The organism is Streptomyces sp. NPDC024017 (assembly GCF_040638895.1).
In the GTDB taxonomy this organism is placed as follows: domain Bacteria; phylum Actinomycetota; class Actinomycetes; order Streptomycetales; family Streptomycetaceae; genus Streptomyces.
The window spans coordinates 303,894-330,425 of sequence record NZ_JBEZYZ010000010.1; the positions used below are offsets into that span (position 1 = coordinate 303,894).

Below are 26,532 nucleotides of genomic sequence, written 5' to 3' on the forward strand. Positions count from 1 at the left end.
GTCGCGGTGCGTTCCGCCCCGGCACCCCTGTGTTTCCCGTACCTCCTCTCCCCTCACGGCTTCTGACGTCGCACGCGGCGCGACCGCGGCTGGGTCACTGTCAGTGGCGGGCCGTATGGTCTGGGACATGGAGACGAGCACCGAGGGCGAAGCACAGCCCGAGAGCAGCCCTGCCGCGGCGGTGGATCCGCCGGTCCCGGCAGAGCCCGCGGCGGCAGCAGTGGAGACGGACACCCCGAGCGGAACCGTGACCGAGCCCACCGCCATAGCGCCCGCCTCGCTGTCCCCCTCGCGTGCCAGTGACTTCATGCAGTGCCCGCTGCTCTACCGCTTCCGGGTCATCGACCGGCTGCCGGAGAAGCCGAGCGAGGCGGCGACCAGGGGCACGCTGGTGCACGCGGTCCTGGAGCGGCTCTTCGACGCCCCGGCCGCCGAGCGCACGGCGCCCCGGGCGAAGTCGCTGATCCCGGGCCAATGGGACCGGCTGCGTGAGACGCGGCCGGAGGTCGTGGAGCTGTTCGCCGACGATCCGCAGGGCGAGCGGCTGGCGCGCTGGCTGGGTGAGGCGGAGCAGCTCGTCGAGCGCTGGTTCACCCTGGAGGACCCCAGCCGTCTGGAGCCGGCCGAGCGGGAGCTGTTCGTCGAGGCCGAGCTGGAGTCCGGGCTGCGGCTGCGCGGCATCATCGACCGGGTCGACGTGGCTCCCACGGGCGAGGTCCGGATCGTCGACTACAAGACGGGGAAGGCGCCCAGGCCCGAGTACTCCGAGGGCGCGCTGTTCCAGATGAAGTTCTACGCCCTGGTCGTGTGGCGGCTGAAGAACGTGGTCCCCCGGCGGCTCCAGCTGGTCTACCTCGGCAGCGGCCAGGTACTGACGTACGACCCGGTCCTCGCCGACCTGGAGCGGGTCGAGCGCAAGCTGCTGGCGCTGTGGGAGGCGATCCGGCTGGCCACCGAGACGGGCGACTGGCGGCCGCGCCCCACGAAGCTGTGCGGCTGGTGCGACCACCAGGCCCACTGCCCGGAGTTCGGCGGCACTCCCCCGCCCTATCCCCTGCCGGTGGGCGCGGCGGAGCTGCCGGTGCAACCCGTCACCGGTGAGGGCGGCTGAGTCCGGCGGGCCCGCGCAGGGCAGAATGAGGCCGGACTAGCGAAGGAGACTTACGTGGCCATCCGCGTCCTACTGGTCGACGACCAGCCGCTGCTGCGTACCGGCTTCCGGATGATCCTGGAGGCCGAGCAGGACATCGCGGTCGTCGGGGAGGCCGGTGACGGACTGCAGGCACTCGACCAGGTGCGTGCGCTACAGCCCGATGTGGTTCTGATGGACATCCGCATGCCGCGGATGGACGGTGTGGAGGCGACCCGGCAGATCACCGGGCCCGGGCGGGACGGCCCGGCGAAGGTCCTGGTACTGACCACCTTCGACCTCGACGAGTACGTGGTGGAGGCGCTGCGCGCCGGTGCCAGCGGGTTCCTGCTCAAGGACGCGCCGGCCAACGAGCTGGTGCAGGCCATCCGGGTCGTCGCCGGGGGCGAGGCCATGCTCGCGCCGAGCATCACCCGTCGGCTGCTCGACAAGTACGCCACGCATCTGCCGTCGGGGGACGAGCCGGTGCCGGACACGCTGCACACGCTCACCGACCGCGAGGTCGAGGTGCTGAAGCTGGTGGCGCGCGGGCTGTCCAACGCGGAGATCGCCGCCGATCTGTTCGTCAGCGAGACGACCGTCAAGACGCACGTCGGGCATGTGCTGACCAAGCTGGGCCTGCGTGACCGTGTGCAGGCGGCGGTGTACGCGTACGAGAGCGGACTGGTGCGCCCCGGCGCGCAGTAGCGACCGCGAGCCGATACGCGAGAGGGCGCCCCCTGCCGAGCAGGGGGCGCCCTTCTTCACATCCGGTGCGTCAGGCGTCCTTGCTGAGCTCCCAGAAGCGGAACACCGTCGACGCGTCGAGGCAGTACTCCAGGCCGTAGACGCCGTCGCGGACGACCGCGTACTGCTTGGCCTGCCACACCGGCAGGACGGGCAGTTCGTCGGCGACGATGTCCTGCAGCTCCCCGAACTCCTTGTCCGTGGCGGCCCGGTTGGTCAGGGCGGCGGTGCGCGGGATGAGCGAGCCGGTGATCGTGCCGTTGTCGTAGTTGTTGCTCAGCACGTTGCCCTTGCCGAAGAAGGGGGCCGTGAAGTTGTCGGCGTCCGGGTAGTCCGGCACCCAGCCCTTCACGTAGACGCCGTACTTGCCGGCGGCGATGTCCTTCTCGTACTGGCCGAAGGGGACGGACTTGACGTCGGCGTCGAACAGGCCGCTGGCGTTGAGCTGGCCGGCGATGGCGTTCAGCTCCTGGTCGGTCGCGGGGCCGTAGCGTGACGGGGTCGACCAGAGGGTCAGCTTCACCTTGCCGGTGATGCCGTCCTTGCGCAGCGCGGCCTGGGCCTTGGACTTGGAGGGGCGGGCGCCGTAGGTGTCGAAGAAGGCCGTGTTGTGGCCCGCGATACCGGCCGGGATGATCGAGTACAGCGGGGTCGCGGTGCCCTGGTAGACGTCCTTGATGAGGGCTTCGCGGTCGAGCAGGTGGGCGATGGCCTTGCGGACGCCGAGCTTTCCGGCGACCGGGTCGTCCATGTTGAACACCAGGTGCTGGACCTCGGCGCTGCTGCCCTCGACGACCTCGACGCCGGTGCCGTCGTCGGCCTTCTCCGTGTCCGCGATGTCGCCCGCGGTGAGACCGCGGTAGGCGATGTCGACGTCCCCGTCCTGGATGGCCTGCTTCAGGGCTGTCTGGTCGCCGTCGAAGAACTTGAGCGTCACGCCGGTGTTGCTCACCTTGGCGGTGCCCTTGTAGTTCTCGTTGACGGAGAAGACCGCCTGCCCGTCGTCGAACGAGTCGAGCTGGTAGGGGCCGGAGCCGACCGCCTTGCCGTCCTTGCGGAGCCCGTCCGCGTCGTACTGGCTGTGGTCGACGATGGAGCCTGCGCCGGAGGCGATCTTGCTCGGGAAGGTGGCGTCGGCCGTGTTGAGGCGGAAGACGACCGTCTTCTCGTCGGGCGTCTCGACCTTCTCCAGCGTGGGGAACATGATCGCGGGCCCGTCGGGGTCGTTGATCTTCAGCATGCGGTCGAAGGAGAACTTGACGTCCTCGGAGGTGAGCTCGTCACCGTTGCTGAACTTGAGGCCGTCCTTCAGCGTGCACTTGTAGACCGTGGTCTGGGTGTCGGTGAACACGCAGCTCTCGGCGGCCTCCGGCTGCGGCTCCGTGGCGCCCTTGGGGAAGCTGAGCAGGGACTGGAAGACGTTGTTGAACAACAGCCAGGAGCCGGGGTCGTAGCCGGAGGCCGGGTCCGTGGCCAGGACGTCGTCGGACATCCCCACCACCACGTTGGAGCCGTCCCCCGCGGAGTCCCCGCTCTCCGTGCCACAGCCGGTCAGCAGTCCGGAGGCGAGACCCACCACGATGGGCAGGGCCGGCCACTGGTTGCGTATGTTCACGTGTGTGCCTTGTCGTCGGTTCTCGAGAACGCCCCGGAGCATGTCCCTGGCTCCGGGGCACGGTTCCCCGGGGCCGCGGTCAGGGGCTCCGGGGTTCCAGCGGGTCCGTCAGCCACTCACACCGCGGCCGAGCTCCCACAGTTGGAGCGTCGAGGCGGAGTTGAGCGCGTAGGCGGTACCCGTGATGTCGTCGCGCGCGGCGACGTACTGCTTGCCCTGCCACAGCGGCAGCACCGGTACGTCGCCGGCGACGATGTCCTGAATGTCCGTCAGGCTGGAGGAGGCGGACAGCCGGTCCGCCTCGCGGCGGGATTCCGGGATCAGGGTGTTGCGGATCTGGCTGTTGTCGTACGGCGAGCCGAGGGTGTTGTCCGCGTCGAGGAACGGCGCGAGGAAGTTGTCGGCGTCCGGGAAGTCCGGGAACCAGCCCATGCCGTAGACGTCGTAGTCGCCCTTCTTCTCGGCCGGGCGGAACGTGTCCCAGGGGGTGCCCTTGATGCCGACCTCGAACAGGCCGCTGGAGTTCAGCTGGTCGCGCAGGACCTCGAACTCCTTCTTGGTGGCCGGGCCGTAGTGGTCGGTGGTGTAGTGCAGCGTCAGCTTCACCGGGGTGGTGATGTTCGCCTGGTTGAGCAGGGAACGGGCCTTGGTGACGCTCGGCTCGCCGTACTTGTTGAAGAACGAGTTGGAGTGGCCGGTGACGCTGGCCGGGACCAGCGAGTACAGCGGCTCGGCCTGGGAGCCGTAGACCTTGGCGACCAGCGCGCTGCGGTTGACGACCTGGGCCATCGCCTGGCGCACGGCCTTGGACTTCACCGTCGGGGCGTCGGTGTTGAAGCCCAGGTAGCGGATTTCCAGGCCGGGCATCTCGACGAGGTCGATGTCGGTGTCCGCGTCGCCCGAGAGCTCGCGGATCTGATCCGGCGACATGGCGCGGGTCATCAGGTCGATGTCGCCCTTGTCCAGCGCCTCGCCCATGGCGTCGGCGTCCTTGAAGGAGACCATGTCGACCTTGTCGTTGTTCACCTCGATGGTCCCCTGGTAGTCGGGGTTCTTGGTGAACTCGGCCTTGACCAGCTCGCCGTTCTCGACGTCGGCCTTGAGGGTGTACGGGCCGGAGCCCTCCAGGTCGAAGCCGTCGCGCAGCTTGTTCTTCGGGTAGTCGTCGGGGTCGACGATGCCGGCGACCGGGGTCGACAGCTTGTACGGGAACGTCGCGTCGGCGGTCTTGAGGTGGAAGATGACCTCGCGGTCGCCCTGCGTCTCGACGGTGTCGATGGTGGACAGCAGCGCGAACACCCCGCTGTCGGCCTTGAGCGAGCGGGCGCGGTCGATGGAGTACTTCACGTCGGCCGCCGTGACAGCGTTGCCGTCTGCGAACTTCAGGCCGTCGCGCAGGGTGCAGGCGTAGCGCTCGTTGCCGGTGTCGGTGAAGCCGCAGCGCTCGGCGGCCTCCGGTACCGGCTCGCCCTCGCCGCGCGGCTGGATCATCAGGGTCTGCACGGTCTGGCGCAGGATGTTCCAGGTGCCGACGTCGTAGGCGTACGCCGGGTCGAGGGGCGCGGGGGCGTCCTTCGAGGCGGTGAACCGGTCCGTGGTGCCGACGACGATCGCGCCGCTGTCGCCGCTCCCGCTGTCGGACCCGCCGCAGGCGGCGAGCACCGGCGCGAGCAGGCCGATCACGGCCGCCAGCACCAAAGTCTTGCGGTTCATGCTCGAGTTTCTCCAGAGCTGTCGACTCCGTGTACCCGGCATGCAGGGGTGGCGCAGCGGATCACGGGGGTGGGGCGATGTTCTCGCAACGAGATTAGTCCGGACCGGCAGGAGGGTTCGCAGCCACCGGAGTTGAGCGCCCATCACGCTGCGGAACCGGGCGTGGACAGACCGAAAACCCGACAGTGGAAGCTTTGGTGCAGCGTTCCATCAATCGGGACACAAGGGCACGCCTGCGGCCCCCTGAAGGGGGTGCGCAGCACATGCCGGATCGGCTGTCGACCCCGGACCGCGTGGGGAACGTCACAGGCGTAAACGGGTTCGGAGGTACGGGAATTCGATCGCCCGGAGGGGTTCGAATTCGACTTCGGAATTGCCGCCCTAACCCCGCTGCACGCTGGGTGAACGCCTAGCGCATTTCCGTCATCAGGCCGTGCAGAAATGTCAGGTCGACCTCTTCGAGGGAGGTGACGACCGTGCGGCGCAGGGCCGGTGCGATGGGCGCCACGGAGGGCACGGCCACGACGTGGCAGCCCGCGGCCTCGGCGGCGGCGACCCCGGTCGCGGTGTCCTCGATGACGGCGCACCGGACCGGGTCCGCGCCGAGCCCGGCGGCGGCGGCGAGGTACGGGTCCGGGTGGGGCTTGGTGCGCGGCACCTCGTCACCGGCCACCGTCAGGCTGAAGTGGTGGGCGCCGAGCGTGGTCAGCACCCGGTCGATGATGCGCCGGTGCGAGGCGGAGACCAGGGCCGTGGGGATCTCGTACTCGTACAGCTCGGCCAGCAGCCGGCCGGCGCCCGGCATCAGCGGCAGGGCGCGGTCGATGCGGTCCTCGAAACCGTCGTTCAGGAGCACCGTGAGCTCGTCGAGGGCGATGTCGGCGCCGGTGGCCTCGATGAGGAACCCCGCACTGCGGGTCATGGGGCCGCCGACCACGACATGCCGCCAGGACTCGTCGAGCGTGTGACCGAGGGAGGCGAAGACCTCGACCTCGACGTCCCACCAGAAGCCCTCGGTGTCCACCAGAGTGCCGTCCATGTCGAGGAGCACGGCTTGGAGGGCCGATCCTTCGGCTGTGCGGGTTCCGAGCGCGGGGACCGTACTGGTCATCCACGTACCTCCTTGAGGGACGTTCAGGCCGGCTCCCACGAGGGGAACCGGCCTGCGGTGGACCGACCAGTCTACGTCGTGCGCGGACGATGCGCTTCTTTTGGCCCGTGTGCCCGGGTGAGGGCTCAGCGGGCGTTGAAGTACTTGGCCTCCGGGTGGTGGATCACGATGGCGTCCGTGGACTGCTCGGGGTGCAGCTGGAACTCCTCGGACAGCTGGACGCCGATGCGCTCCGGCTGGAGCAGGTCGGCGATCTTGGCGCGGTCCTCCAGGTTGGGGCAGGCGCCGTAGCCGAGGGAGAAGCGGGCGCCCCGGTACTTCAGCTCGAACATGCCCTGCATCTCGTCCGGGTCCTCGCCGGCGAAGCCGAGTTCGGAGCGCACGCGCGCGTGCCAGTACTCGGCGAGCGCCTCCGCCAACTGCACGGACAGCCCGTGCAGTTCGAGGTAGTCGCGGTAGGCGTTGGCCTCGAAGAGCCGCGCGGTCTCCTCGCCGATGCGCGAGCCGACGGTGACGACCTGGAGGCCGACGACGTCGGTCTCGCCGGACTCCTCCGGGCGGAAGAAGTCGGCCAGGCACAGGCGGCGGCCCCGGCGCTGGCGCGGGAAGGTGAAGCGGGTGCGCTCGTTGCCCTGCTCGTCGAGGATGATCAGGTCGTCGTCCTTGGAGACGCACGGGAAGTAGCCGTAGACCACGGCCGCCTCCAGCATGTTCTCCGTCTGGAGCCGGTCCAGCAGGCCGCGCAGCCGGGGCCGGCCCTCGCTCTCGACGAGTTCCTCGTACGAGGGGCCCTCGCCGGTGCGGGCCTGCTTCAGGCCCCACTGGCCCTTGAACAGGGCGCCCTCGTCGAGCCAGCTCGCGTACTCCTTGAGCTGGATGCCCTTGATCACGCGGGTGCCGCGGAAGGGCGGCTCGGGGACGGGGTTGTCGGTGGCGACGTCGGAGCGGACGTGCCCCTCCTCGGGGCTCTCTTCCGCGGCGGCCGGGGCCACGGCCCTGACCCGGCGCTGCTTGAGCTCGGGCAGCTTCGCTCCGGGCACGCCCCGCTTGACGCCGATGAGGGCGTCCATGAGGCGCAGCCCCTCGAAGGCGTCGCGGGCGTAGCGGACCTCGCCCTGGTAGATCTCGTGCAGGTCCTGCTCGACGTAGGCGCGGGTGAGGGCGGCGCCGCCGAGGATGACCGGGTAGCCGGAGGCCAGGCCGCGCTGGTTCAGCTCCTCCAGGTTCTCCTTCATGATCACCGTGGACTTCACCAGCAGTCCGGACATGCCGATGACGTCGGCCCTGTGCTCCTCGGCGGCTTCCAGGATCGCGGAGACCGGCTGCTTGATGCCGAGGTTGACGACGTTGTAGCCGTTGTTGGACAGGATGATGTCGACGAGGTTCTTGCCGATGTCGTGCACGTCGCCGCGCACGGTGGCGAGCACGATGGTGCCCTTGCCGGCCTCGTCGGTCTTCTCCATGTGCGGTTCGAGGTGGGCGACGGCCGTCTTCATGACCTCGGCGGACTGCAGCACGAACGGCAGCTGCATCTGACCGGAGCCGAACAGTTCGCCGACGACCTTCATGCCGTCCAGCAGGGTCTCGTTGACGATGTCGAGCGCGGGCCGCTCCTGGAGGGCCTCGTCGAGGTCCGCTTCGAGGCCGTTGCGCTCGCCGTCGATGATGCGCCGCTTCAGACGCTCGTCCAGGGGCAGGGCGGCCAGTTCCTCGGCCTTGCCGGCCTTGAGGGACTTGGCGGTGGCGCCCTCGAACAGCTGCATGAGCTTCTGCAGCGGGTCGTAGCCCTCGGCGCGGCGGTCGTGGATGAGGTCCAGGGCCGTCTGGACCTCCTCCTCGCTGAAGCGGGCGATCGGCAGGATCTTCGACGCGTGCACGATCGCCGAGTCCAGGCCCGCCTTGACGCACTCGTCGAGGAAGACGGAGTTCAGCAGGATGCGGGCGGCCGGGTTGAGGCCGAAGGAGATGTTGGACAGGCCGAGCGTGGTCTGCACCTTCGGGTGGCGCCGCTTCAGCTCGCGGATGCCCTCGATGGTGGCGATGCCGTCCTTGCGGGACTCTTCCTGGCCGGTACAGATGGTGAAGGTCAGGCAGTCGACGAGGATGTCCTCCTCGTGGATGCCCCAGTTGCCGGTCAGGTCGTCGATGAGCCGTTCGGCGATCTCGACCTTCTTCTCGGCGGTGCGGGCCTGGCCCTCCTCGTCGATGGTGAGCGCGATGAGGGCGGCGCCGTGCTCCTGCGCGAGGGCGGTGACCTTGGCGAAGCGGGACTCGGGGCCGTCGCCGTCCTCGTAGTTCACCGAGTTGATCACCGCGCGGCCGCCGAGCTTCTCCAGGCCGGCCCGGATGACGTCGACCTCGGTGGAGTCCAGCACGATCGGCAGGGTGGAGGCGGTGGCGAAGCGGCCGGCCAGTTCCTGCATGTCGGCCACGCCGTCGCGGCCGACGTAGTCCACGCACAGGTCGAGCATGTGCGCGCCCTCGCGGATCTGGTCGCGGACCATCTCCACGCAGTCGTCCCAGCGGCCTTCCAGCATGGCCTCGCGGAACTTCTTCGAGCCGTTGGCGTTGGTGCGCTCGCCGATGGCCAGGTAGGAGGTGTCCTGCCGGAACGGCACGGACTGGTACAGGGAGGCCGCGCCCGGCTCGGGCTGCGGGCTGCGCCCGGTCGGGGCGGCGTCCCGGACGCGCTCGACGAGCTGACGCAGGTGCTCGGGGGTGGTGCCGCAGCAGCCGCCGACGAGGGAGAGGCCGTAGTCCCGGACGAAGGTGTCCTGGGCGTCGGCCAGCTCGGGCGCGGTCAGCGGGTAGTGCGCGCCGTCCTTGGTCAGCACCGGCAGGCCCGCGTTGGGCATGCAGGACAGCGGGATGCGCGAGTGCCGGGACAGGAAGCGCAGGTGCTCGCTCATCTCGGCCGGGCCCGTGGCGCAGTTCAGGCCGATCATGTCGATGCCGAGCGGCTCCAGCGCGGTCAGGGCGGCGCCGATCTCGGAGCCGAGCAGCATGGTGCCGGTCGTCTCGACGGTCACCGAGACGATCAGCGGCACGGAGTGGCCGGTGGCCTCCATGGCCCGGCGGGCGGCGATGACGGAGGCCTTGGTCTGGAGCAGGTCCTGCGTGGTCTCCACGAGCAGCGCGTCGGCGCCGCCGGCGAGCAGGCCCTCGGCGTTCTGCTGGTAGGCGTCCCGGATGGCGCCGAAGGTGGTGTGGCCGAGGGTGGGCAGCTTGGTGCCGGGTCCCATCGAGCCGAGCACCCAGCGCTGCTGCCCGGTGCTGCGGGTGAACTCGTCGGCCACCTCACGGGCGATCCGGGCACCGGCCTCGGACAGCTCGGTGACGCGTTCGGGGATGTCGTACTCGCCGAGGGCGGTGAGGTTGGCGCCGAAGGTGTTGGTCTCCACGCAGTCCACACCGACGTCGAAGTACGCGGAGTGGACCGAACGGACGATGTCCGGGCGCGTCAGGTTGAGGATCTCGTTGCAGCCCTCGAGATTCTCGAAGTCCTCGAGCGTGGGGTCCTGCGCCTGGAGCATGGTGCCCATGGCTCCGTCGGCCACGACCACCCGGGTGGCCAGGGCGTCTCGGAGCGCGGACACACGGGTCCGGCTGTCAGTGGAAGGGGTCGGCGGCAACGAGGCCATGAAAAGGGCTCCCTCAAATGCGACGGCTGTCGGCTTTGCGGCTTCCCGGACAGCCGGAAGGCATCCGGGGAAGGGCGCACCGCGCCAGCGTAACCGGGAGTGGGCTTGGATGGACACCGCGTCCACGGGGCGGACTGCGAGGGCACCGGAACGGCCGCCCGGGCGGCGTATCGGTCCCCGGCGGAGTAACAAATGGCCACCGGCCATTAGCGAGAGGTCGGCATCGACCGGTAGTGTTCGACATTGCCGAACGAGGGCTGTGGAGCCGCTTGTCGGCGGTCGAAGGGGACGGAGGCAGTACGGCGATGGCACGGAACATCCAGTCGCTCGAACGGGCGGCCGCGATGCTGCGGCTGCTCGCGGGCGGCGAGCGGCGGCTCGGCCTGTCGGACATCGCCTCGTCGCTGGGCCTGGCCAAAGGCACCGCCCACGGCATACTGCGCACCCTCCAGCAGGAGGGCTTCGTGGAGCAGGACGACACCTCCGGGCGCTACCAGCTGGGCGCGGAGCTGCTGCGCCTGGGCACCACCTACCTCGACGTGCACGAGCTGCGGGCGCGCGCCCTGGTGTGGACCGACGACCTGGCCCGCTCCAGCGGCGAGAGCGTCTACCTGGGCGTCCTGCACCAGCAGGGCGTGCTGATCGTGCACCACGTCTTCCGGCCCGACGACAGCCGGCAGGTCCTGGAGATCGGGGCCATGCAGCCCCTGCACTCCACGGCCATGGGCAAGGTGCTGTCCGCCTACGACCCGGTGGCGCACAGCGAGGCCCTGGAGGCCGACCGCAAGGCGTTCACGGACCGGACGGTGTGCGATCCGGAGGGCTTCGAGCACATCCTCGACGTCACGCGCGCGCGGGGGTACGCGGCGGACGTGGAGGAGACCTGGGAGGGCGTGGCCTCCCTCGCCGCCCCCATCCACGACCGGCGGCGCATGCCGGTCGGCTCGGTCGGCATCACCGGCGCCGTGGAGCGGCTGTGCCGGCCCGACGAGGAGGGAACGCTGCGGCCCGAGCTGATCGCGGCGGTGCGGGACTGCGCCCGCGCGGTCTCGCGGGACCTGGGCGCCGGGCGGTTCTGACGGCACACACGCGGACCGGGGCGTCGGACGGCGTTCCGGTCCTCGGCATGTCCGCGCTCACCTGCGGCAAAGATCCTTCAGCCCGCGGCGATCAGTAACGATCGTATTTTCGACTACACAGCCCTTGACGTGCTCGTAACCCCGAAGCAAGACTCCCGTCCATCGGTCGACATTGTCGAACAGCTACCGGCAATACGCGCTAGAGTGTGACAACGCCAGGCCGGTATCGAACTTCCCTGGACGTAGGACAAAGGAGTCGCGGGTGTCCAGCTCCGACATCTTCATCGGCGAGACCATCGGTACCGCCATACTCATCCTCCTCGGCGGCGGCGTCTGTGCCGCCGTCACGCTGAAGGCTTCCAAGGCACGTAACGCCGGCTGGCTGGCCATCACCTTCGGGTGGGGCTTCGCGGTGCTCACTGCCGTCTACACCACGGCGCCGCTGTCCGGTGCCCATCTGAACCCGGCCGTCACCCTCGCTCTGGCGATCAAGGACGGCGACTGGAAGAACGTCCCGGTCTACTGGGCCGGACAGGTCCTCGGCGCCATGATCGGCGCGGCCCTGGTCTGGGTCGCCTACTACGGTCAGTTCCACGCCCACCTCACGGACCGCGAGATCGTCGGCGGTCCGGGTGCGCAGGACACCGCGGCCAAGGCCGTCGAGGCCCAGGAGAAGGGCGCCGGCCCCGTGCTGGGCGTCTTCTCCACCGGCCCCGAGGTCCGGGTCGCCTGGCAGAACATCGCGACGGAGGTCATCGGCACCGTCGTGCTGGTGCTCGCCGTGCTCACGCAGGGCCTGAACGACAAGGGCAACGGCCTGGGCACCCTGGGCGCCCTGATCACCGCGCTCGTCGTGGTCTCCATCGGCCTGTCCCTCGGCGGCCCGACGGGGTACGCGATCAACCCGGCCCGTGACCTCGGTCCGCGCATCGTGCACGCCCTGCTGCCGCTGCCCAACAAGGGCGGCTCCGACTGGGGCTACGCCTGGGTCCCCGTGGTGGGTCCGCTGATCGGCGGCGCCATCGCGGCAGGCATCTACAACGTCGCATTCGCCTAGGAGCGATTCCCCGCCCTGTCGGGAAACTTCCAGCACGCGCCGTACGTAAAGCCCCATAAACCCGGAATTACCAGGAGCACACAGTGACCGACGCGCACACCGCCGGCCCCTTCATCGCCGCCATCGACCAAGGCACCACCTCCAGCCGCTGCATCGTCTTCGACCGGGACGGCCGGATCGTCTCCGTCGACCAGAAGGAGCACGAGCAGATCTTCCCGAAGCCGGGCTGGGTCGAGCACAACGCCACGGAGATCTGGACCAACGTCCAGGAGGTCGTCGCCGGGGCCATCGCCAAGGCGGGCATCACCCGTGACGACATCAAGGCCATCGGCATCACCAACCAGCGCGAGACGACCGTGCTGTGGGACAAGAACACCGGTGAGCCCGTCCACAACGCCATCGTCTGGCAGGACACCCGCACCGACGCCCTCTGCCGCGAGCTCGGCCGCAACGTCGGCCAGGACCGCTTCCGCCGCGAGACGGGCCTGCCGCTGGCCTCCTACTTCGCCGGCCCGAAGGCCCGCTGGCTGCTCGACAACGTCGACGGTCTGAAGGAGCGCGCCGCGGCGGGCGACATCCTCTTCGGCACCATGGACAGCTGGGTCATCTGGAACCTGACCGGCGGTGTCGACGGCGGCAAGCACGTCACGGACGTCACCAACGCCTCGCGCACGATGCTCATGAACCTCCACACCATGGAGTGGGACGACAAGATCTGCGAGTCGATCGGCGTCCCGAAGCAGATCCTGCCCGAGATCCGCTCCTCCGCCGAGGTCTACGGCGAGATCACCGGCGGCAAGCTGGGCGACCTGCTCGGCGGCATCCCGGTCGCCTCCGCACTCGGCGACCAGCAGGCGGCCCTGTTCGGCCAGACCTGTTTCGCCGAGGGCGAGACCAAGTCGACCTACGGCACCGGCACCTTCATGGTGATGAACACCGGCGACAAGATCATCAACTCGTACAGCGGGCTGCTGACCACCGTCGGCTACAAGATCGGCGACCAGGACACGGTCTACGCCCTGGAGGGCTCGATCGCCGTCACCGGCTCGCTGGTGCAGTGGATGCGCGACCAGATGGGCCTGATCTCCACCGCAGCGGAGATCGAGACCCTCGCCCTGTCGGTCGAGGACAACGGCGGCGCCTACTTCGTGCCGGCCTTCTCCGGCCTGTTCGCCCCGTACTGGCGTTCCGACGCCCGCGGTGTGATCGCCGGCCTGACCCGGTACGTCACCAAGGCGCACCTCGCGCGTGCCGTCCTGGAGGCCACCGCCTGGCAGACGCGGGAGATCGCCGACGCCATGACGAAGGACTCCGGCGTGGAGCTGGCCGCCCTGAAGGTCGACGGCGGCATGACCTCCAACAACCTGCTGATGCAGACCCTCGCCGACTTCGTGGACGCCCCCGTGGTGCGCCCGATGGTCGCCGAGACCACCTGCCTCGGCGCCGCCTACGCCGCCGGTCTCGCCGTCGGCTTCTGGAACAGCACCGACGACCTGCGCGCCAACTGGCGCCGGGCCGCCGAGTGGACCCCCCGCATGGACGCGGAGACCCGCGCCCGTGAGTACAAGAACTGGCTCAAGGCCGTCGAGCGGACCATGGGCTGGCTCGAGGACGAGGAGTAAGAAACAGCATGACCACCAAGTCCACCCTGCAGTCCGTGCCTGCCCTGGGGACGCACCCGGCCTCCGGCTCGAACCCGAGCCGAGCCGAGACCAGGGAGCAGCTCTCCAAGGCGTCGTACGACCTTCTCGTGATCGGCGGCGGCATCCTGGGCATCTCCACCGCCTGGCACGCCGCGCAGTCCGGCCTCAGGGTGGCTCTGGTGGACGCCGGCGACTTCGCCGGTGCCACGTCCTCCGCCTCCTCCAAGCTGCTCCACGGCGGTCTGCGCTACCTGCAGACCGGCGCGGTGAAGCTGGTGGCGGAGAACCACTTCGAGCGCCGTGCGGTCTCCCGCCAGGTGGCTCCCCACCTGGCGAACCCGCTCACGTTCTACCTCCCCGTGTACAAGGGCGGGCCGCACGGCGCGGCGAAGCTCGGCGCGGGCGTCTTCGCCTACTCCGCGCTCTCCGCGTTCGGTGACGGCGTCGGGCACCTGCTCTCGCCGGCCAAGGCCGCGCAGGACGTGCCCGAGCTGCGCACCGAGAACCTCAAGGCCGTGGCCGTCTACGGCGACGACCAGATGAACGACGCCCGCATGGCGCTGATGACGGTCCGCGGGGCCGTCGAGGCGGGCGCCGTGGTCCTCAACCACGCCGAGGTGACGGGCCTGCGCTTCACCCAGGGCCGTGTCACCGGCGCGGAGCTGAAGGACCGCCTGTCCGGCGACGAGTTCGGCGTCAGCGCCCGGCTCGTGCTGAACGCGACCGGCCCGTGGGTCGACCACCTGCGGAAGATGGAGGACCCGAAGGCGGCGCCGTCCATCCGCCTGTCGAAGGGCGCGCACCTGGTCCTCAAGCGCACCTCCCCCTGGAAGGCCGCGCTCGCGACCCCGATCGACAAGTACCGCATCACCTTCGCCCTCCCGTGGGAGGACATGCTGCTGCTCGGCACCACCGACGAGGTGTTCGAGGGTGACCCGGCGGACGTCTCGGTCACCGAACAGGACATAACCCAGATCCTCGACGAGGCCGCATTCTCGGTCCGAGACCAGCAGCTCAGCCGCGACCTCATCACGTACTCCTTCGCCGGCCTGCGCGTGCTGCCGGGCGGCCCCGGCGACACCGCCAAGGCCAAGCGCGAGACGGTGGTGACCGAGGGCCGGGGCGGCATGCTGTCCGTCGCGGGCGGCAAGTGGACCACCTTCCGGCACATCGGCCGTACGATCATGAAGAAGCTGGAGGCGCTGCCGGGCCACCCGCTGGGCGACGACTTCGAGCCGATCAGCGCACTGCCGAAGAAGCTGCCGCTGCCCGGCATCGCCAACCCGCGTGCGGTCGCCCACCGGCTGCTCACCGACCGGCCGGCGCCCGGCCCGCGCATGGCGGCCGACACGGCCAGGCACCTGGCCACCCACTACGGCTCGCTGGCCTTCGACATCGCCCGCCTGGCCAACGAGAGCCCCGAGCTCGCCGAGCGCGTCCACCCCGACGCCCCGGAGATCTGGGCGCAGGTCGTCTGGGCCCGGGACCACGAGTGGGCCGAGACGCAGGACGACGTGCTGCGCCGCCGCACGACGCTGACGATCCGCGGCCTCGCCACGGACGACGTCCGGGCCAAGGTGCAGGACCTGCTCGACAAGAAGTAGGCACGGGTACGGGGGACCCCGTTCTCGGGAGGGGCGGCTCCACGCCGACGGAGCCGCCCCTCCCGCGTTCCCGCGGCGCCCCCATAATGACCTGATACGTCGGAGGTTTTGAGCACACTGGGAGGCCCGCCATGGCTGTCACCGACGAGGCGATCGAGAAGATCAAGGGAATGATCGTCTCCGGCGCGCTGCGCCCGGGCGACCGGCTGCCCAAGGAGAGCGAACTCGCCGCCGACCTCGGACTGTCCCGCAACTCCCTGAGGGAGGCCGTGCGAGCCCTGTCGCTGATCCGGATCCTGGACGTACGGCAGGGCGACGGCACGTACGTCACCAGCCTCGACCCGCAACTCCTGCTGGAGGCGATGAGTTTCGTCGTCGACTTCCACCGCGACGACACGGTCCTGGAGTTCCTGGCCGTACGCCGCATCCTGGAGCCGGCCGCGACCGCGATGGCGGCCACGCGGATCAGCGAGCAGCAACTGGACGCGCTGTCGGCCCAGCTGGACAAGCTCGGCGAGGCCCCGTCGGTGGAGGATCTCGTCGCCTGCGACCTGGAGTTCCACCGGGGCATCGTGCACAGCTCCGGCAACTCCGTACTGTGCTCGCTGCTCGACGGTCTTTCGGGTCCCACCACCCGGGCCCGGATCTGGCGCGGCCTCACCCAGGAGGACGCCGTGGCCCGCACCCTGCGCGAGCACCGCGCGATCCTCGCCGCCCTGCGCGACCGGGACGCCGAGGCGGCACGCTCGTGGGCGACCGTGCACATCGCGAGTGTCGAACAGTGGCTGCGCTCCACGCTGTGACCAGGGCGTCACGGGCCGCTCGGACGGGTCCGGGGTGTTCAGGGGCGGATCGCGGGGCAGTGATGGGGTCACTCCCCCTGCAAGGGGGCTGCGGGCGCCCCCGCGGCACGCCGTAAGGTTGGGTGGTCAAGCGAGGGCACGTCGGAAGGAGGCGCTGGGTGATCGAGCTCGAGGGGGTTCCCGAGCTGATCGACCCGGTCATGGTGGCCGCGTTCGAGGGCTGGAACGATGCCGGCGACGCCGCCTCCACCGCGGTCGCGCATCTGGACAGGGAATGGAAGGGCGAGGTGTTCGCGGCGCTGGACGCCGAGGACTACTACGACTTCCAGGTGAACCGCCCCACGGTCTTCATGGAAGCGGGCGTCCGCAAGATCACCTGGCCCACGACCAGGCTGTCGGTGGTCCGGGTCGGCGGCGACAAACCGCGCGATCTCGTCCTCGTCCGGGGCATCGAACCGTCCATGCGGTGGCGGTCGTTCTGCAACGAACTGCTCGGCTTCGCGCACGAACTGGGCGTGGAGCTGGTGGTGGTCCTGGGCGCCCTGCTGGGCGACACCCCGCACACCCGTCCGGTACCGATCAGCGGGACGACGTCCGACCCGGACCTGGCCCGCCGCATGGACCTGGAGGAGACCAAGTACGAGGGCCCCACGGGCATCGTCGGCGTTCTCCAGGAGGCGTGCACGCACGCGGGCGTGCCGGCCGTCTCGCTGTGGGCGGCGGTGCCGCACTACGTGTCGCAGCCGCCGAACCCGAAGGCCACGCTGGCCCTGCTGAACCGTCTCGAGGACCTGATCGACGTGCGGATCCCGCTGGGCGAGCTGCCCGAGGACGCGCGCGCCTGGCAGGTCGGCGTGGACCAGCTGGCAGCCGAGGACAGCGAGGTCGCCGAGTACGTCCAGTCGCTGGAGGAGGCCCGGGACACCGCCGAGCTGCCGGAGGCGTCCGGCGAGGCGATCGCCCGGGAGTTCGAGCGCTATCTGCGGCGCCACGACGGCGGCGGGCCGCCCGCGCCCGGCGGTCACGCCACGGCGGACGGCAGCGACAGCACGTCGTACCTGCGCGACAACCCCAGCGGCCGCACCCGCCCGCCGAAGCCGCCCAAGCCGAGCACGGACGACGACGAGTCGTCGGAGGACTGAGGCACCGCACGAACGCCAGAGGGGCGTCTCCCGGCCGGGAGACGCCCCTCTGTCCGCTTCTCGGCTACAGCGCCACGCCCAGCAGCGCGTCCACCGCCCGGGAGACCACACCGGGCGCGCCGATGTCCGTGCCGCCGCTCCGCTCCTGGAGCGCTGCCCAGCGGTCGACGGCGCCGAGCGCGGCCGGGGCGTTCAGGTCGTCGGCGAGGGCCTCGCGGATCTCGTCGACGAGCGCCTCCGCCGGCGGACCGTCGGGCCGGGACACGGCGGCCCGCCAGCGGCCGAGCCGCTCGACGGCGTCCTGGAGGACCTGGTCGGTGTACTCCCAGTCGGCGCGGTAGTGGTGGGCGAGCAGCGCCAGCCGGATGGCGGCCGGGTCGACGCCGTCGTGCCGGAGCTTGGAGACGAAGACCAGGTTGCCCTTGGACTTGGACATCTTCTCGCCGTTCAGCGCCACCATGCCGGCGTGCACATACGCCTTGGCCATGGGGAACTCGCCGGTGAGCGCCTGGGCGTGCGAAGCGCCCATCTCGTGGTGCGGGAAGGCGAGGTCGGAGCCGCCGCCCTGGATGTCGAAGCCCATGCCGAGGTGGTCCAGGGCGATGGCCACGCACTCGATGTGCCAGCCGGGCCGTCCGCGCCCGAGCGATCCGCCGTCCCAGCTGGGCTCGCCCTCACGGGCCGCCATCCACAGCATCGGGTCGAGCGGGTTCTTCTTGCCCGGGCGGTCCGGATCTCCGCCGCGCTCGGCGGACAGCAGCCGCATCGCCGCGGCGTCGAGGTTCGAGACCTTGCCGAAGTGCGGGTCGGACTCGACCGAGAAGTAGACGTCCCCGTCCAGTTCATAGGCCGCACCGGCGTCCCGGAGCCGCTCGACGAGCGGGACGATCCCGGGTATGGCCTCGACGGCGCCTATGTACTGCCGCGGCGGCAGCATCCGCAGGGCCGTCATGTCCTCGCGGAAGAGGGCCGTCTCCTTCTCGGCGAGGGCGGCCCAGTCGACGCCGTCGCGCTGGGCCCGCTCCAGGAGGGGATCGTCGACGTCGGTGACGTTCTGGACGTAGTGAACCTGCCGCTTGGTGTCGAGCCACACGCGCTGCACGAGGTCGAACGCGTTGTAGGTCGCCGCGTGTCCCAGGTGGGTGGCGTCGTACGGGGTGATGCCGCAGACGTAGATACGGGCGACGGGACCGGGGTCGAGGGTGACGAGGCCGCCGGTCGCGGTGTCGTGGATCCTCAGGTCGCGGCCCTGACCAGGCAGGGCGGGGACCTCGGAAGCGGGCCAGGCATGCATGCCATGAGCCTAACCGGACTGAAGTTCCATATACGAATGGGAGCGGGCCGGACGGCCGAGAAGGCGCTCTTGCGGTCGTCCGGCGGCTGTGCTGCCAGGCCCGTCGCCGGCTGTGTCCGTGTCCCCTTGGTCCTGCACACGGAATCAGCGCGGAGGACGCCGTGCGTGGTCCGGCACGGCGCCCTCCGCTGTCCGTCGTCGGTCTTCGCCCTAGGACCAGGGCAGGACGAGGGCGCCCCAGGCGACGATGGGGCCGAGGGCGACGATTCCGCCGGTGTAGCCGATGACCTGGCGGTAGAAGCGACGGGCGTCCACCCCGCGAGCGTTGCTGAGGACGAGTGCTCCGTTGGTCGAGAAGGGGGAGGTGTCGACGATCGTCGTGGAGACGGCGAGCGCGGCGATCAGCCCGGCGGCGCTGAGGTGGCTGGCGAGCAGCAGCGGTACGGCGATGGGGATGATCGCTGTGAGAATCGCGGTGGAGGAGGCGAAGGCGGAGGTGATGGCCACGGTGAAGCACAACAGCAGGGCCACGACGAGCGGGGCGCCCAGGTTGGCGGCGTGTTCGGAGATCTCCTCGATGATGCCGGCCTTCTCCAGCATCGCGATGTACGTCATCATGCCCGCGACCAGAAGCAGGGTGGACCAACTGACACCGTCCACGGCCTTCTCCTGCCGCTTCATGTCCACCAGGGCCAGCAGGGCGCCGGCAGCCAGCGCGAGGAAGCCGATCTCCAAGTGGAAGCCGAGCGCGCCGACAACGAGGGCCACCAGAGAGGCGAGGGTGAGCCACTGCCGCCAATCGGGCCTGCCGGAGACGGCGAGGTCCTCGTCGTCGGCCGCCTCCGCGGCGCCCTCGACCAGCGGGGCGGGACGCCTGGCGAGCAGGGCGTAGGTGAGGATCGAGAGCACCAGGTTGATCACGAAGCTGGCGCTGAACAGCGCCACGGCGGAGACCTGCAGATCGGTCTTGTCGACGAGGCCGAGCACCAGCGCACCGGAGACAGCCAGGGGGGAGAACGCGCCCGCGTGCCCGCCGCTGATCACCATCATGCCGACGACCAGCGGGTTGAGCTTGTAGCGGTAGGCGAAGTTCATGCCGATCGGTGCGAGGATCGCGACCGCGGCCGGGGTGAACGTACCGAACGCCGTCAGCAGGGCGGCCACCAGGAACAGCACCCAGGGGATGAGCTCAACCTTGCCGCGTACCAGCCGCACCCCGGCCGCGACGAGCCAGTCGATGGTGCCGTTGCGGCGGGCGACGGAGAACAGGTAGGTGACTCCGACGATGGTGACGAAGAGCTTCGCCGGGAACCCCTCGAAGATCTCGTCCTCGGTGAGGCCGAGCGAGGCGGTACCGACCGCGAAGGTGGCGACGAAGGCGAGGATGCCCAGGTTGATCGGCAGCACGGTGCCGACCACGAACATCACCAGCAGGGCGCCTATGGAGATCACTTCAGCAGACATCTTTGTCCTTGGTGCGGTGGGGACGGGGTGGCGCGCCCCGAGGGCGCGAAGGTATCCCGGTGTGGACGGCGGGGAGCCGGCCCGACCGAGGTGATGTTCGTCTCGGCTCAGGCGGCTTGCGGACTGCCTGCTTCCGGTACGTAGATTCGGGCGTCGGCGAGCAGACGGGCCGCGCGCTGCACGGTGACCCGGTGCGGCAGGCCGTCCCTCACATCGGTGCAGCGGACCGCGACGACGCCGGCGGGCGTGCCGAGGCGCAACCACTCGTCGGTCGGGCCGCCCGTGGCCCGCGAGACCACGGACCCCTCCAGCAGCCCGGCCGCCGCGACGGCGACGGCAGAGGTCAGGCCGATCGCGGGATGCGGGGCGTTCATGCTGAGCATGCGCACCGACACGTCGTAGTCCTCGGCACCGATCGGTTCACCGAGGGTGGTGGTGTACGGCACCGGCGGCCCGACCAGGCCCACCTTGGGCACCGCGTCGCCCGGCTCCTCACCCGGCCGGCGCAGCCCCATCAGGGGTGCGGCGGTATGACGGACGGTGCGCAGCCAGGGGACGTCCGCGCTCATCCGCTCCAGTGACTCGGCACCGGTACGCCCGGCGCCGGCGGCGTCGACAAGGACGACCGGAGCTCCTGCGGTCACCATGCTCACGCGTACCGGCTCGGCGGCGCCGACTCGCAGGTCCTGGGCGGCCTGGCCGGTGGGGAGCAGCGAGCCGGTGGTGCCACCGGCCGGGTCGCGGAAGGTGAGGCCGACCGCGACCCCGCCGGCACGGGTGCCGGGTACCGTCTGGCGGCCGAAGTGGTGCACCACGCCTCCAGGGGTGTCGACGATCCCTTCGAGGACCGCGCCGGTATTGGTGTTGCGCATCACCACGCGCGTCCGGTCGCAGGTAACCGGAACCATGCCTTTGCTCACCGCGTACAGGGCGACACCGGTGGCGCAGTTGCCGCAGTTGCTCGTCCACTCCACCGAGCCCGTCCCGATGCCGACTTGAGCGAACAGGTAGTCGACGTCGACGCCAGGCCGGGGTGAGGCGCTGACCACGGCCGCTTTCGAGGTGGTGGGGGTAGCCCCGCCCACCCCGTCCAGTTCCACGGGATCGGTGGCGCCGTACGCGGCGACCAGCAGCCTTTCGAGATCGCCACGGTCGGCAGGGACATCGACCTGGTTGAACAGCCAGCACTTGCTTGTGCCGCCACGCACCAGGGTCGCAGGAATGTGCACGTCTGAGGCTCTTCCTGGATCAACGGAGGTAGGGAGAAAGGGCCGAGGCGGCGGTTGCGGGCGCATTGCGGGCCGGTGAACCGCTCGGCGATTGCGGAGACGTTCGCAGAGGCATGACTTCGGAACAATCGCAGTTCGCTTCACCTGGGTTTAGCTCAGCTAAAGTCGACGGCATGCTCAACGTGCGCCGTCTGTTGCTGCTCACCGAGGCCACCGAACGCGGTTCACTCACCGCCGCGGCGGAAGCCCTCGGCATGACCACCTCCGCCGCCTCCCAGCAGATGTCCCTGCTGGAGCAGGAGGCGGGGCAGCCCCTCATCGAACGGCTGCCGCGCGGTATCCGCCCCACCCCGGCGGGTGCCGCGCTGGCCGAACGCGGTCAGACCATCCGCCGGGAACTCCGTGCCGCCCAGGCCGACCTGGACTCCTTCACCGCCCTCGACCAAGGCACCTTGCGGCTCGGTTCCTTCCCCACGGCGAGCGCGTCCCTGCTGCCGCTGGCGCTGACGCGTTTCCGACGGCGTCACGCCGGCATCCGCATCGAGGTACGCGCCGGAGTCCTCGCGGAGCTCAGGGAGATGCTGCACACCGGCGAGGTGGAGCAGGGGCTGCTCTGGGACTACGAATGGAACCGCCTCGACGATTCGGCGCTCGCCCTCACTCACCTGCTGGACGACCCCACGGTGCTGGTCGTCCCTGCCGACTCGCCCCTGCGCACACGTCCCTCCGTGCGTCTCGGGGACCTCGCCGACCAGGAGTGGATCATCCGCGCCGACAACCACCCCGTCGCCGACGTCCTGCGCCGAAGCTGTCGGCAGGCGGGGTTCGAGCCGCGCATCGCCTACTCATCGCACGACTACCAGGAGGCACAGGCCATGGTCGCCGCGGGTCTCGGCATCGCGCTCGCACCCCGTCTGGCTCTCACCAGCCGACGCAGCGACGTACGCCTCCTGCCGTTCGCCTCCGACGTCCCGGCTCCCACCCGCCGCATCCTCCTGGCACGCGCGGCGGCACGCCCCGCCACCCCACCCGCCCAGGCGATGGCCCGCGTCCTGCGCACGGTGGCGCAGCGATTCACCGCCCCGGACCTGCACCGGGCCCAGCTCGGGGCGGTCCGGCGGGGCTGACGCCGCCGGCACGAGCGTGCGAAACGGCCTAGACGGGCGGCCAGGGAATCGCCGGCCACTCCCCGCTCGGCTCCGGGTGGGTCCGCGAGGCGAGCAGCGCGCCGACTCGCGCGCGGGTGGCGTCGATCTCGGCGCCGGTGATCAGCGGTTCGAGCCGCGCGGCCAGCGTCCCGCCCCCGGCCAGGCCCTTCCTGAGGCCTTCGAGGACGTCGACGGCCTCCTGAGGCAGGGGCTCCCCGGCCCAGCCCCACAGCAGGGTCCGCAGTTTGTTCTCGGCGTTGAACGTGACGCCGTGGTCGATGCCGTACAGCCGCCCTTCGCCGGTGGGCAGCAGGTGCCCGCCCTTGCGGTCGGCGTTGTTGATGACCGCGTCGAGGACCGCCAGCCTCCGCAGCCGCTCGTCGTCGGCGTGCACGAGCAGCGCGGTGCGCCCCTCGCCGACCTCGGCGAAGCCGACCGCCTTCCAGCCCGGCTCGGGTTCCTCGCCGTCGACCAGGGCGAGCAGTTCCGCCTCCGGCGTCACCTCGACCCACAGCTGGCACATGCCCTCGCCGTAGGGGCCGTCGCGCAGCACGGTGGGCGGCACCAGGCCCCAGCCGGTCGCCTCGGAGACCTCGTACGCGGCCACCTCGCGCTGGGCCAGCGTCCCGTCGGGGAAGTCCCACAGGGGCCGCTCCCCCGCGACCGGCTTGTAGATGCAGGCCGCGTCCTCGCCGTCGTACGACACCGTGCAGTACAGGGCCGCGTTGGAGGCCTCACGGATGCGTCCGCGTACGGTCAGTTCGCCCCGGGCGAGCAGCTCGGCGGCGTCCGTGGGAGGCGTCACGCTCCGCGGCGGTATCCGTTCTGGCGCGGACATACGTGTCCTTCCGGGTCGAGTGGGAGGCTGCACAGCGGACACGGCGGCCGCCCGGCGTTGACGACGTCGAGGGCGCGCTTGGCGAAGGCCCTGGCCTGCGCGCCGGTGAGCCGGACCCGCAGCATCGGGGGCCCGTTCTCCTCGTCCTGGAGCAGCCGCTCCTCGGCCTCGGCGAGGTCCTCCTCGGATTCCGCGTCGAGCTCCACGAGCGCCTGCGCCTCGACGATCATGAGCTGCTCGTCGCCGTCCCAGGCGAGCGCCATGGTGCCGACCCGGAACTCCTCCTCGATGGGGGTGTCCAGCGGGGCGGTGTCGGTGTCCGACGGCGCGACGGCCGGGACGTGGGCGCTGCCGCCGCTACGGCGTACGACCTCGTCGAGCAGTTCGTCCATGCGTTCGGCGAGCGCGGCGACCTGGGTCTTCTCCAGGGCCACGCTGGTCACCCGGGAGCCTGCGGAGGCCTGGAGGAAGAACGAACGGCGCCCGGGCAGTCCGACCGTACCGGCCACGAAACGCTCCGGATGGTCGTAGAGGAACACCTGACGGGACACGTCCTGTCTCCATTGGAATCGTGGGAACCGTGTGACCACGGCACTGCTGCGACCGCTTCACCCTACTGCGGCGAACGATCACGGTGCGCCCGCACCACCCCCGACTTCGGCCTCGCCGCCCGGCGGTTCCTCGCGCGGCGCCAGGGACGTGAAGTCGCCGGTGTCGCCGAGCCGTACGAGAAACGGCCGCAGTCGTGTGTAGCGGATCGCGGTGATGGAACACGGTTCAACGGAAATCCGCTGGAAGAGGTCCAAGTGAAGTCCGAGTGCGTCCGCGACGAGCGACTTGATGATGTCGCCGTGCGAGCACATGAGGTAGACGGCGTCGGCGCCGTGGTCGCGCTCCACGCGCGCGTTCCACTCGCGTACGGCCTCGGCCGCGCGCGTCTGCATGGCCCGCATGGACTCCCCGCCGGGGAACGCCGCCGCGGAGGGGTGCGCCTGCACCACCTCCATCAGGGGCTCGTCCATGAGCTCGGCGAGCTTGCGTCCGGACCAGTCGCCGTAGTGGCACTCGCCGATGCGCTCGTCGGTGTGCGGGCTCAGGTCCGGCCTTGCCTCCAGCAGGGGCCGGATCGTTTCCTGACAGCGCTGGAGGGGGCTGGTGACGATCTCGGCGAGGGGCAGTTCGGCGAGCCGTCCAGGCAGTGCGGCGGCCTGCGCGGCGCCGCGCTCGTCGAGGGCGACACCGGGCGTCCAGCCGGCGAGCAGCCCTTCTGTGTTGGCGGTGGAGCGTCCGTGCCTGACCAGGATCAACGTGGGCATGCGGTCCAGCGTAGGCGCACGCGCGCGTGCGGTGTCGTTCGAGTGACGGGAGACTCGCTTCGTGATCGTCGACTGTGCCATCTACCGCGAAGGACAGCGGACGGAAGGGCCCGAGGACCTCTCCGACGCCCTGGGTGAGGCCCGCACGGCGGGCGGATTCGTGTGGATCGGGCTGCACGAGCCGACCGAAGACGAATTCGACCATGTGACCCGGGAGTTCGGGCTGCACCCGCTGGCCGTCGAGGACGCCCTCAAGGCCCATCAGCGGCCCAAGCTGGAGGTGTACGACGACTCGCTCTTCGTGGTGCTCAAGCCGGTGGCGTACGAGCCGCAGAGCGACACCGTCTCCTCCGGCGAGATCATGATCTTCCTCGGCGACTCGTTCGTGGTGACCGTCCGGCACGGCGAGGGCGCCCCGCTCAAGGCCGTGCGCCACCGGCTGGAGCACGAGCCGGAGCTGCTGGGCAAAGGTCCCACGTCCGTGCTGTACGCGGTCGCCGACGCCACCGTCGACCACTACCTGGACGTGGCGACCGAGTTGCAGACCGACCTGGAGGGTCTGGAGGCGGAAGTCTTCTCGCCGGACGGCGGGGGCTCGCGGAACACGGCGTCCCGGATCTACGACTTCAAGCGGCAGGTCCTGGAGTTCCGCCGGGCGACCGGGCCACTGGCCCCGCCGATGAGCCGGCTGGCGGGGACGGCGTCGACCGGGGTGGCCGTGCCGTTCGTGGACGACCGGGCCCGGCCGTTCTTCCGTGACGTCAACGACCACCTGACGCGCGTGAACGAGTCCGTGGAGAACCTGGACCGACTGGTGTCGGACATCCTCTCGGCGCACCTGGCGCAGATGAGCGTCCGGCAGAACGACGACATGCGGAAGATCTCCGCGTGGGCGGCCATGGCCGCGATCCCCACGATGCTGGCGGGGGTCTACGGCATGAACTTCGAGCACATGCCCGAGCTGCGCTGGGTCTGGTCCTATCCGGCACTGCTGGTTCTGATGGCCGTCCTGGAGATCATGGTCTTCCGGCTGTTCAAGCGCCGCGGGTGGTTGTAGCCGGGCCGGCTCAGGCGAACTCGGGTTCCGGGGTCGCGGGGCCGCCGAGGGCGTTGCGGCGCTCGGGCGTCGTCAGCGACACCATCCGGCGCCAGCCGCCCATGCGTTCGTAGGCGTACATCGCGTGGATGCCCGCGGCGAGCACCGCCGACTTGGCCTTGGACCAGCCGAGGATGCGGCCCATGTGCGCCATGACGGCGAGGCTGACGTCCCGGTAGATCCGGATCTCGGCGAGCGCGCACTCGCGCAGGGTGCGTTGGATGGCCCGGCCGTGGCCCGCGTAGGCGAAGCGCAGCAGTTCCTCGTGGCAGTAGGCGAGGTGGTTGTCCTCGTCGCCCGAGATCTGCTTGACCGCGCGACCGAGGTCGGGGTGGTCGGCGAAGTGCTTGCGGAGCAGGTCCATCTGCTCGGAGGCGCGCTGCTCGGTGACTCTGCTGTGCGAGAGGTAGGTGACGATGTCCGGGACGGTGAGCCGCTCGTCGCGTCCCAGCTGCTCGTGCGCGAGGCCGATGCCGTTCTTCTCCAGGAGCATGGTGTAGTCGGTCTCCGGCGGGACCGGGACGGGTTCGAGGCCGCGCTTCTTCATCAGGGCGTTGAAGATCCGGCCGTGCTTGTCCTCGTCGGCGCCGTGCCGGCTGATCTTGGGGGCGAGTTCGCGCTCGGACTCGGGCACTAGCGCGGCGATCCGGGCGTTCTCCCAGCCGCCCTGGGACTCGCCGCTCGCGGCGATGGAGCAGAACAGGGCGAAGGACTCGTCGTTGTCGAGGATCTCCTGGAACAGACTCTTGGCCGAAAGCATCGTGGGCACCTCTCCCGCGCGCGTGGGCGTACTGCGGCATTCCGCAGGTCTCCGCGAAGAACGAGTCAAATGCGGGGTGGAGGGTGCTGCAACAGGTGTGAGG

Annotated in this window: 20 protein-coding genes and 1 pseudogene; 10 read left to right on the forward strand and 11 right to left on the reverse strand. The window is 70.2% G+C overall.

The window, feature by feature from the left end:
- The first annotated feature begins 127 nt into the window (after positions 1-127).
- A pseudogene (locus AB0G20_RS27500) lies at positions 128-1,151 on the forward strand (RecB family exonuclease).
- Between the two features lie 14 nt (positions 1,152-1,165).
- Positions 1,166-1,837 (forward strand): response regulator transcription factor, encoded by a 672-nt coding sequence (locus tag AB0G20_RS27505; RefSeq protein ID WP_016434400.1) that lies wholly within the window; start codon positions 1,166-1,168, stop codon positions 1,835-1,837.
- 70 nt (positions 1,838-1,907) lie between these two features.
- Here AB0G20_RS27505 and AB0G20_RS27510 read toward each other — a convergent pair whose 3' ends face one another.
- The 4 genes from AB0G20_RS27510 to metH all read right to left on the reverse strand — a co-directional run bounded on the left by AB0G20_RS27510 (position 1,908) and on the right by metH (position 9,956).
- A complete protein-coding gene (locus AB0G20_RS27510) occupies positions 1,908-3,491 on the reverse strand; it encodes an ABC transporter substrate-binding protein (protein ID WP_361306822.1) in 1,584 nt (527 codons plus the stop codon).
- A 108-nt stretch (positions 3,492-3,599) separates the two neighbouring features.
- Positions 3,600-5,204 (reverse strand): ABC transporter substrate-binding protein, encoded by a 1,605-nt coding sequence (locus AB0G20_RS27515; protein ID WP_361306824.1) that lies wholly within the window; start codon positions 5,202-5,204, stop codon positions 3,600-3,602.
- A gap of 409 nt (positions 5,205-5,613) precedes the next feature.
- On the reverse strand, positions 5,614-6,315 hold the full coding sequence (locus AB0G20_RS27520) for an HAD family phosphatase (RefSeq protein WP_361306826.1): 702 nt from the start codon (positions 6,313-6,315) through the stop codon (positions 5,614-5,616).
- 125 nt (positions 6,316-6,440) lie between these two features.
- A complete protein-coding gene (metH, locus tag AB0G20_RS27525) occupies positions 6,441-9,956 on the reverse strand; it encodes a methionine synthase (RefSeq protein ID WP_361306828.1) in 3,516 nt (1,171 codons plus the stop codon).
- Between the two features lie 305 nt (positions 9,957-10,261).
- Between metH and AB0G20_RS27530 the strand changes: the two genes are divergently transcribed.
- The 6 genes from AB0G20_RS27530 (at position 10,262) to AB0G20_RS27555 (ending at position 17,284) form a co-directional block, all read left to right on the forward strand.
- A complete protein-coding gene (locus AB0G20_RS27530) occupies positions 10,262-11,035 on the forward strand; it encodes an IclR family transcriptional regulator (protein ID WP_361306830.1) in 774 nt (257 codons plus the stop codon).
- A 262-nt stretch (positions 11,036-11,297) separates the two neighbouring features.
- Positions 11,298-12,092, forward strand: a complete 795-nt coding sequence (locus AB0G20_RS27535; protein WP_361306832.1) for an MIP/aquaporin family protein — start codon at positions 11,298-11,300, stop codon at positions 12,090-12,092.
- Between the two features lie 83 nt (positions 12,093-12,175).
- The gene (gene glpK, locus AB0G20_RS27540) at positions 12,176-13,714 is read left to right on the forward strand and encodes a glycerol kinase GlpK (protein ID WP_361306834.1); all 1,539 of its coding nucleotides are present in this window, start codon (positions 12,176-12,178) and stop codon (positions 13,712-13,714) included.
- An 8-nt stretch (positions 13,715-13,722) separates the two neighbouring features.
- Complete coding sequence (locus AB0G20_RS27545; RefSeq protein ID WP_361306836.1) at positions 13,723-15,339, forward strand: glycerol-3-phosphate dehydrogenase/oxidase; 1,617 nt, start codon at positions 13,723-13,725, stop codon at positions 15,337-15,339.
- 131 nt (positions 15,340-15,470) lie between these two features.
- On the forward strand, positions 15,471-16,142 hold the full coding sequence (locus tag AB0G20_RS27550; protein WP_361306838.1) for a FadR/GntR family transcriptional regulator: 672 nt from the start codon (positions 15,471-15,473) through the stop codon (positions 16,140-16,142).
- A gap of 158 nt (positions 16,143-16,300) precedes the next feature.
- Positions 16,301-17,284: a PAC2 family protein gene (locus AB0G20_RS27555; RefSeq protein ID WP_361306840.1), complete on the forward strand. Its 984-nt coding sequence runs from the start codon at positions 16,301-16,303 to the stop codon at positions 17,282-17,284.
- A gap of 64 nt (positions 17,285-17,348) precedes the next feature.
- Here AB0G20_RS27555 and mshC read toward each other — a convergent pair whose 3' ends face one another.
- The 3 genes from mshC to AB0G20_RS27570 all read right to left on the reverse strand — a co-directional run bounded on the left by mshC (position 17,349) and on the right by AB0G20_RS27570 (position 21,271).
- Positions 17,349-18,578 (reverse strand): cysteine--1-D-myo-inosityl 2-amino-2-deoxy-alpha-D-glucopyranoside ligase, encoded by a 1,230-nt coding sequence (gene mshC / locus AB0G20_RS27560; protein WP_361306842.1) that lies wholly within the window; start codon positions 18,576-18,578, stop codon positions 17,349-17,351.
- Positions 18,579-18,788: 210 nt separating this feature from the next.
- Entirely contained in the window at positions 18,789-20,042 is a 1,254-nt protein-coding gene (locus tag AB0G20_RS27565) for an SLC13 family permease (protein ID WP_361306844.1), read from the reverse strand.
- 107 nt (positions 20,043-20,149) lie between these two features.
- Positions 20,150-21,271 (reverse strand): PrpF domain-containing protein, encoded by a 1,122-nt coding sequence (locus tag AB0G20_RS27570; protein ID WP_361306846.1) that lies wholly within the window; start codon positions 21,269-21,271, stop codon positions 20,150-20,152.
- Positions 21,272-21,444: 173 nt separating this feature from the next.
- On the opposite strand from AB0G20_RS27570, the gene AB0G20_RS27575 reads away from it, so the two are divergent.
- On the forward strand, positions 21,445-22,398 hold the full coding sequence (locus AB0G20_RS27575; protein WP_361306848.1) for a LysR family transcriptional regulator: 954 nt from the start codon (positions 21,445-21,447) through the stop codon (positions 22,396-22,398).
- Between the two features lie 28 nt (positions 22,399-22,426).
- On the opposite strand, the gene AB0G20_RS27580 is transcribed toward AB0G20_RS27575, so the two are convergent.
- The 3 genes from AB0G20_RS27580 to AB0G20_RS27590 form a co-directional block, all read right to left on the reverse strand.
- Positions 22,427-23,257, reverse strand: coding sequence for an SCO1664 family protein (locus AB0G20_RS27580; RefSeq protein ID WP_361306850.1), 831 nt, complete (start codon positions 23,255-23,257; stop codon positions 22,427-22,429).
- Entirely contained in the window at positions 23,221-23,808 is a 588-nt protein-coding gene (locus AB0G20_RS27585; RefSeq protein ID WP_033311881.1) for a DUF3090 domain-containing protein, read from the reverse strand. The genes AB0G20_RS27580 and AB0G20_RS27585 overlap by 37 nt, the downstream gene beginning before the upstream one ends.
- 78 nt (positions 23,809-23,886) lie before the next feature.
- Positions 23,887-24,573 (reverse strand): histidine phosphatase family protein, encoded by a 687-nt coding sequence (locus AB0G20_RS27590; protein ID WP_361306852.1) that lies wholly within the window; start codon positions 24,571-24,573, stop codon positions 23,887-23,889.
- A 61-nt stretch (positions 24,574-24,634) separates the two neighbouring features.
- On the opposite strand from AB0G20_RS27590, the gene corA reads away from it, so the two are divergent.
- Positions 24,635-25,630, forward strand: a complete 996-nt coding sequence (gene corA / locus AB0G20_RS27595; protein ID WP_361306854.1) for a magnesium/cobalt transporter CorA — start codon at positions 24,635-24,637, stop codon at positions 25,628-25,630.
- Between the two features lie 10 nt (positions 25,631-25,640).
- On the opposite strand, the gene AB0G20_RS27600 is transcribed toward corA, so the two are convergent.
- Positions 25,641-26,429 (reverse strand): ferritin-like domain-containing protein, encoded by a 789-nt coding sequence (locus tag AB0G20_RS27600; protein WP_361306856.1) that lies wholly within the window; start codon positions 26,427-26,429, stop codon positions 25,641-25,643.
- Between the last annotated feature and the right edge of the window lie 103 nt (positions 26,430-26,532).

Coding starts and splice junctions, on each gene's coding strand:
- AB0G20_RS27600 (WP_361306856.1), bottom strand. CDS start 26,429: ATGCTTTCGGCCAAGAGTCTGTTCCAGGAGATCCTCGACAACGACGAG.
- AB0G20_RS27580 (WP_361306850.1), bottom strand. CDS start 23,257: ATGTCCGCGCCAGAACGGATACCGCCGCGGAGCGTGACGCCTCCCACG.
- AB0G20_RS27565 (WP_361306844.1), bottom strand. CDS start 20,042: ATGTCTGCTGAAGTGATCTCCATAGGCGCCCTGCTGGTGATGTTCGTG.
- mshC (WP_361306842.1), bottom strand. CDS start 18,578: ATGCATGCCTGGCCCGCTTCCGAGGTCCCCGCCCTGCCTGGTCAGGGC.
- AB0G20_RS27530 (WP_361306830.1), top strand. CDS start 10,262: ATGGCACGGAACATCCAGTCGCTCGAACGGGCGGCCGCGATGCTGCGG.
- AB0G20_RS27550 (WP_361306838.1), top strand. CDS start 15,471: ATGGCTGTCACCGACGAGGCGATCGAGAAGATCAAGGGAATGATCGTC.
- AB0G20_RS27575 (WP_361306848.1), top strand. CDS start 21,445: ATGCTCAACGTGCGCCGTCTGTTGCTGCTCACCGAGGCCACCGAACGC.
- AB0G20_RS27520 (WP_361306826.1), bottom strand. CDS start 6,315: ATGACCAGTACGGTCCCCGCGCTCGGAACCCGCACAGCCGAAGGATCG.
- AB0G20_RS27590 (WP_361306852.1), bottom strand. CDS start 24,573: ATGCCCACGTTGATCCTGGTCAGGCACGGACGCTCCACCGCCAACACA.
- AB0G20_RS27545 (WP_361306836.1), top strand. CDS start 13,723: ATGACCACCAAGTCCACCCTGCAGTCCGTGCCTGCCCTGGGGACGCAC.
- AB0G20_RS27515 (WP_361306824.1), bottom strand. CDS start 5,204: ATGAACCGCAAGACTTTGGTGCTGGCGGCCGTGATCGGCCTGCTCGCG.
- metH (WP_361306828.1), bottom strand. CDS start 9,956: ATGGCCTCGTTGCCGCCGACCCCTTCCACTGACAGCCGGACCCGTGTG.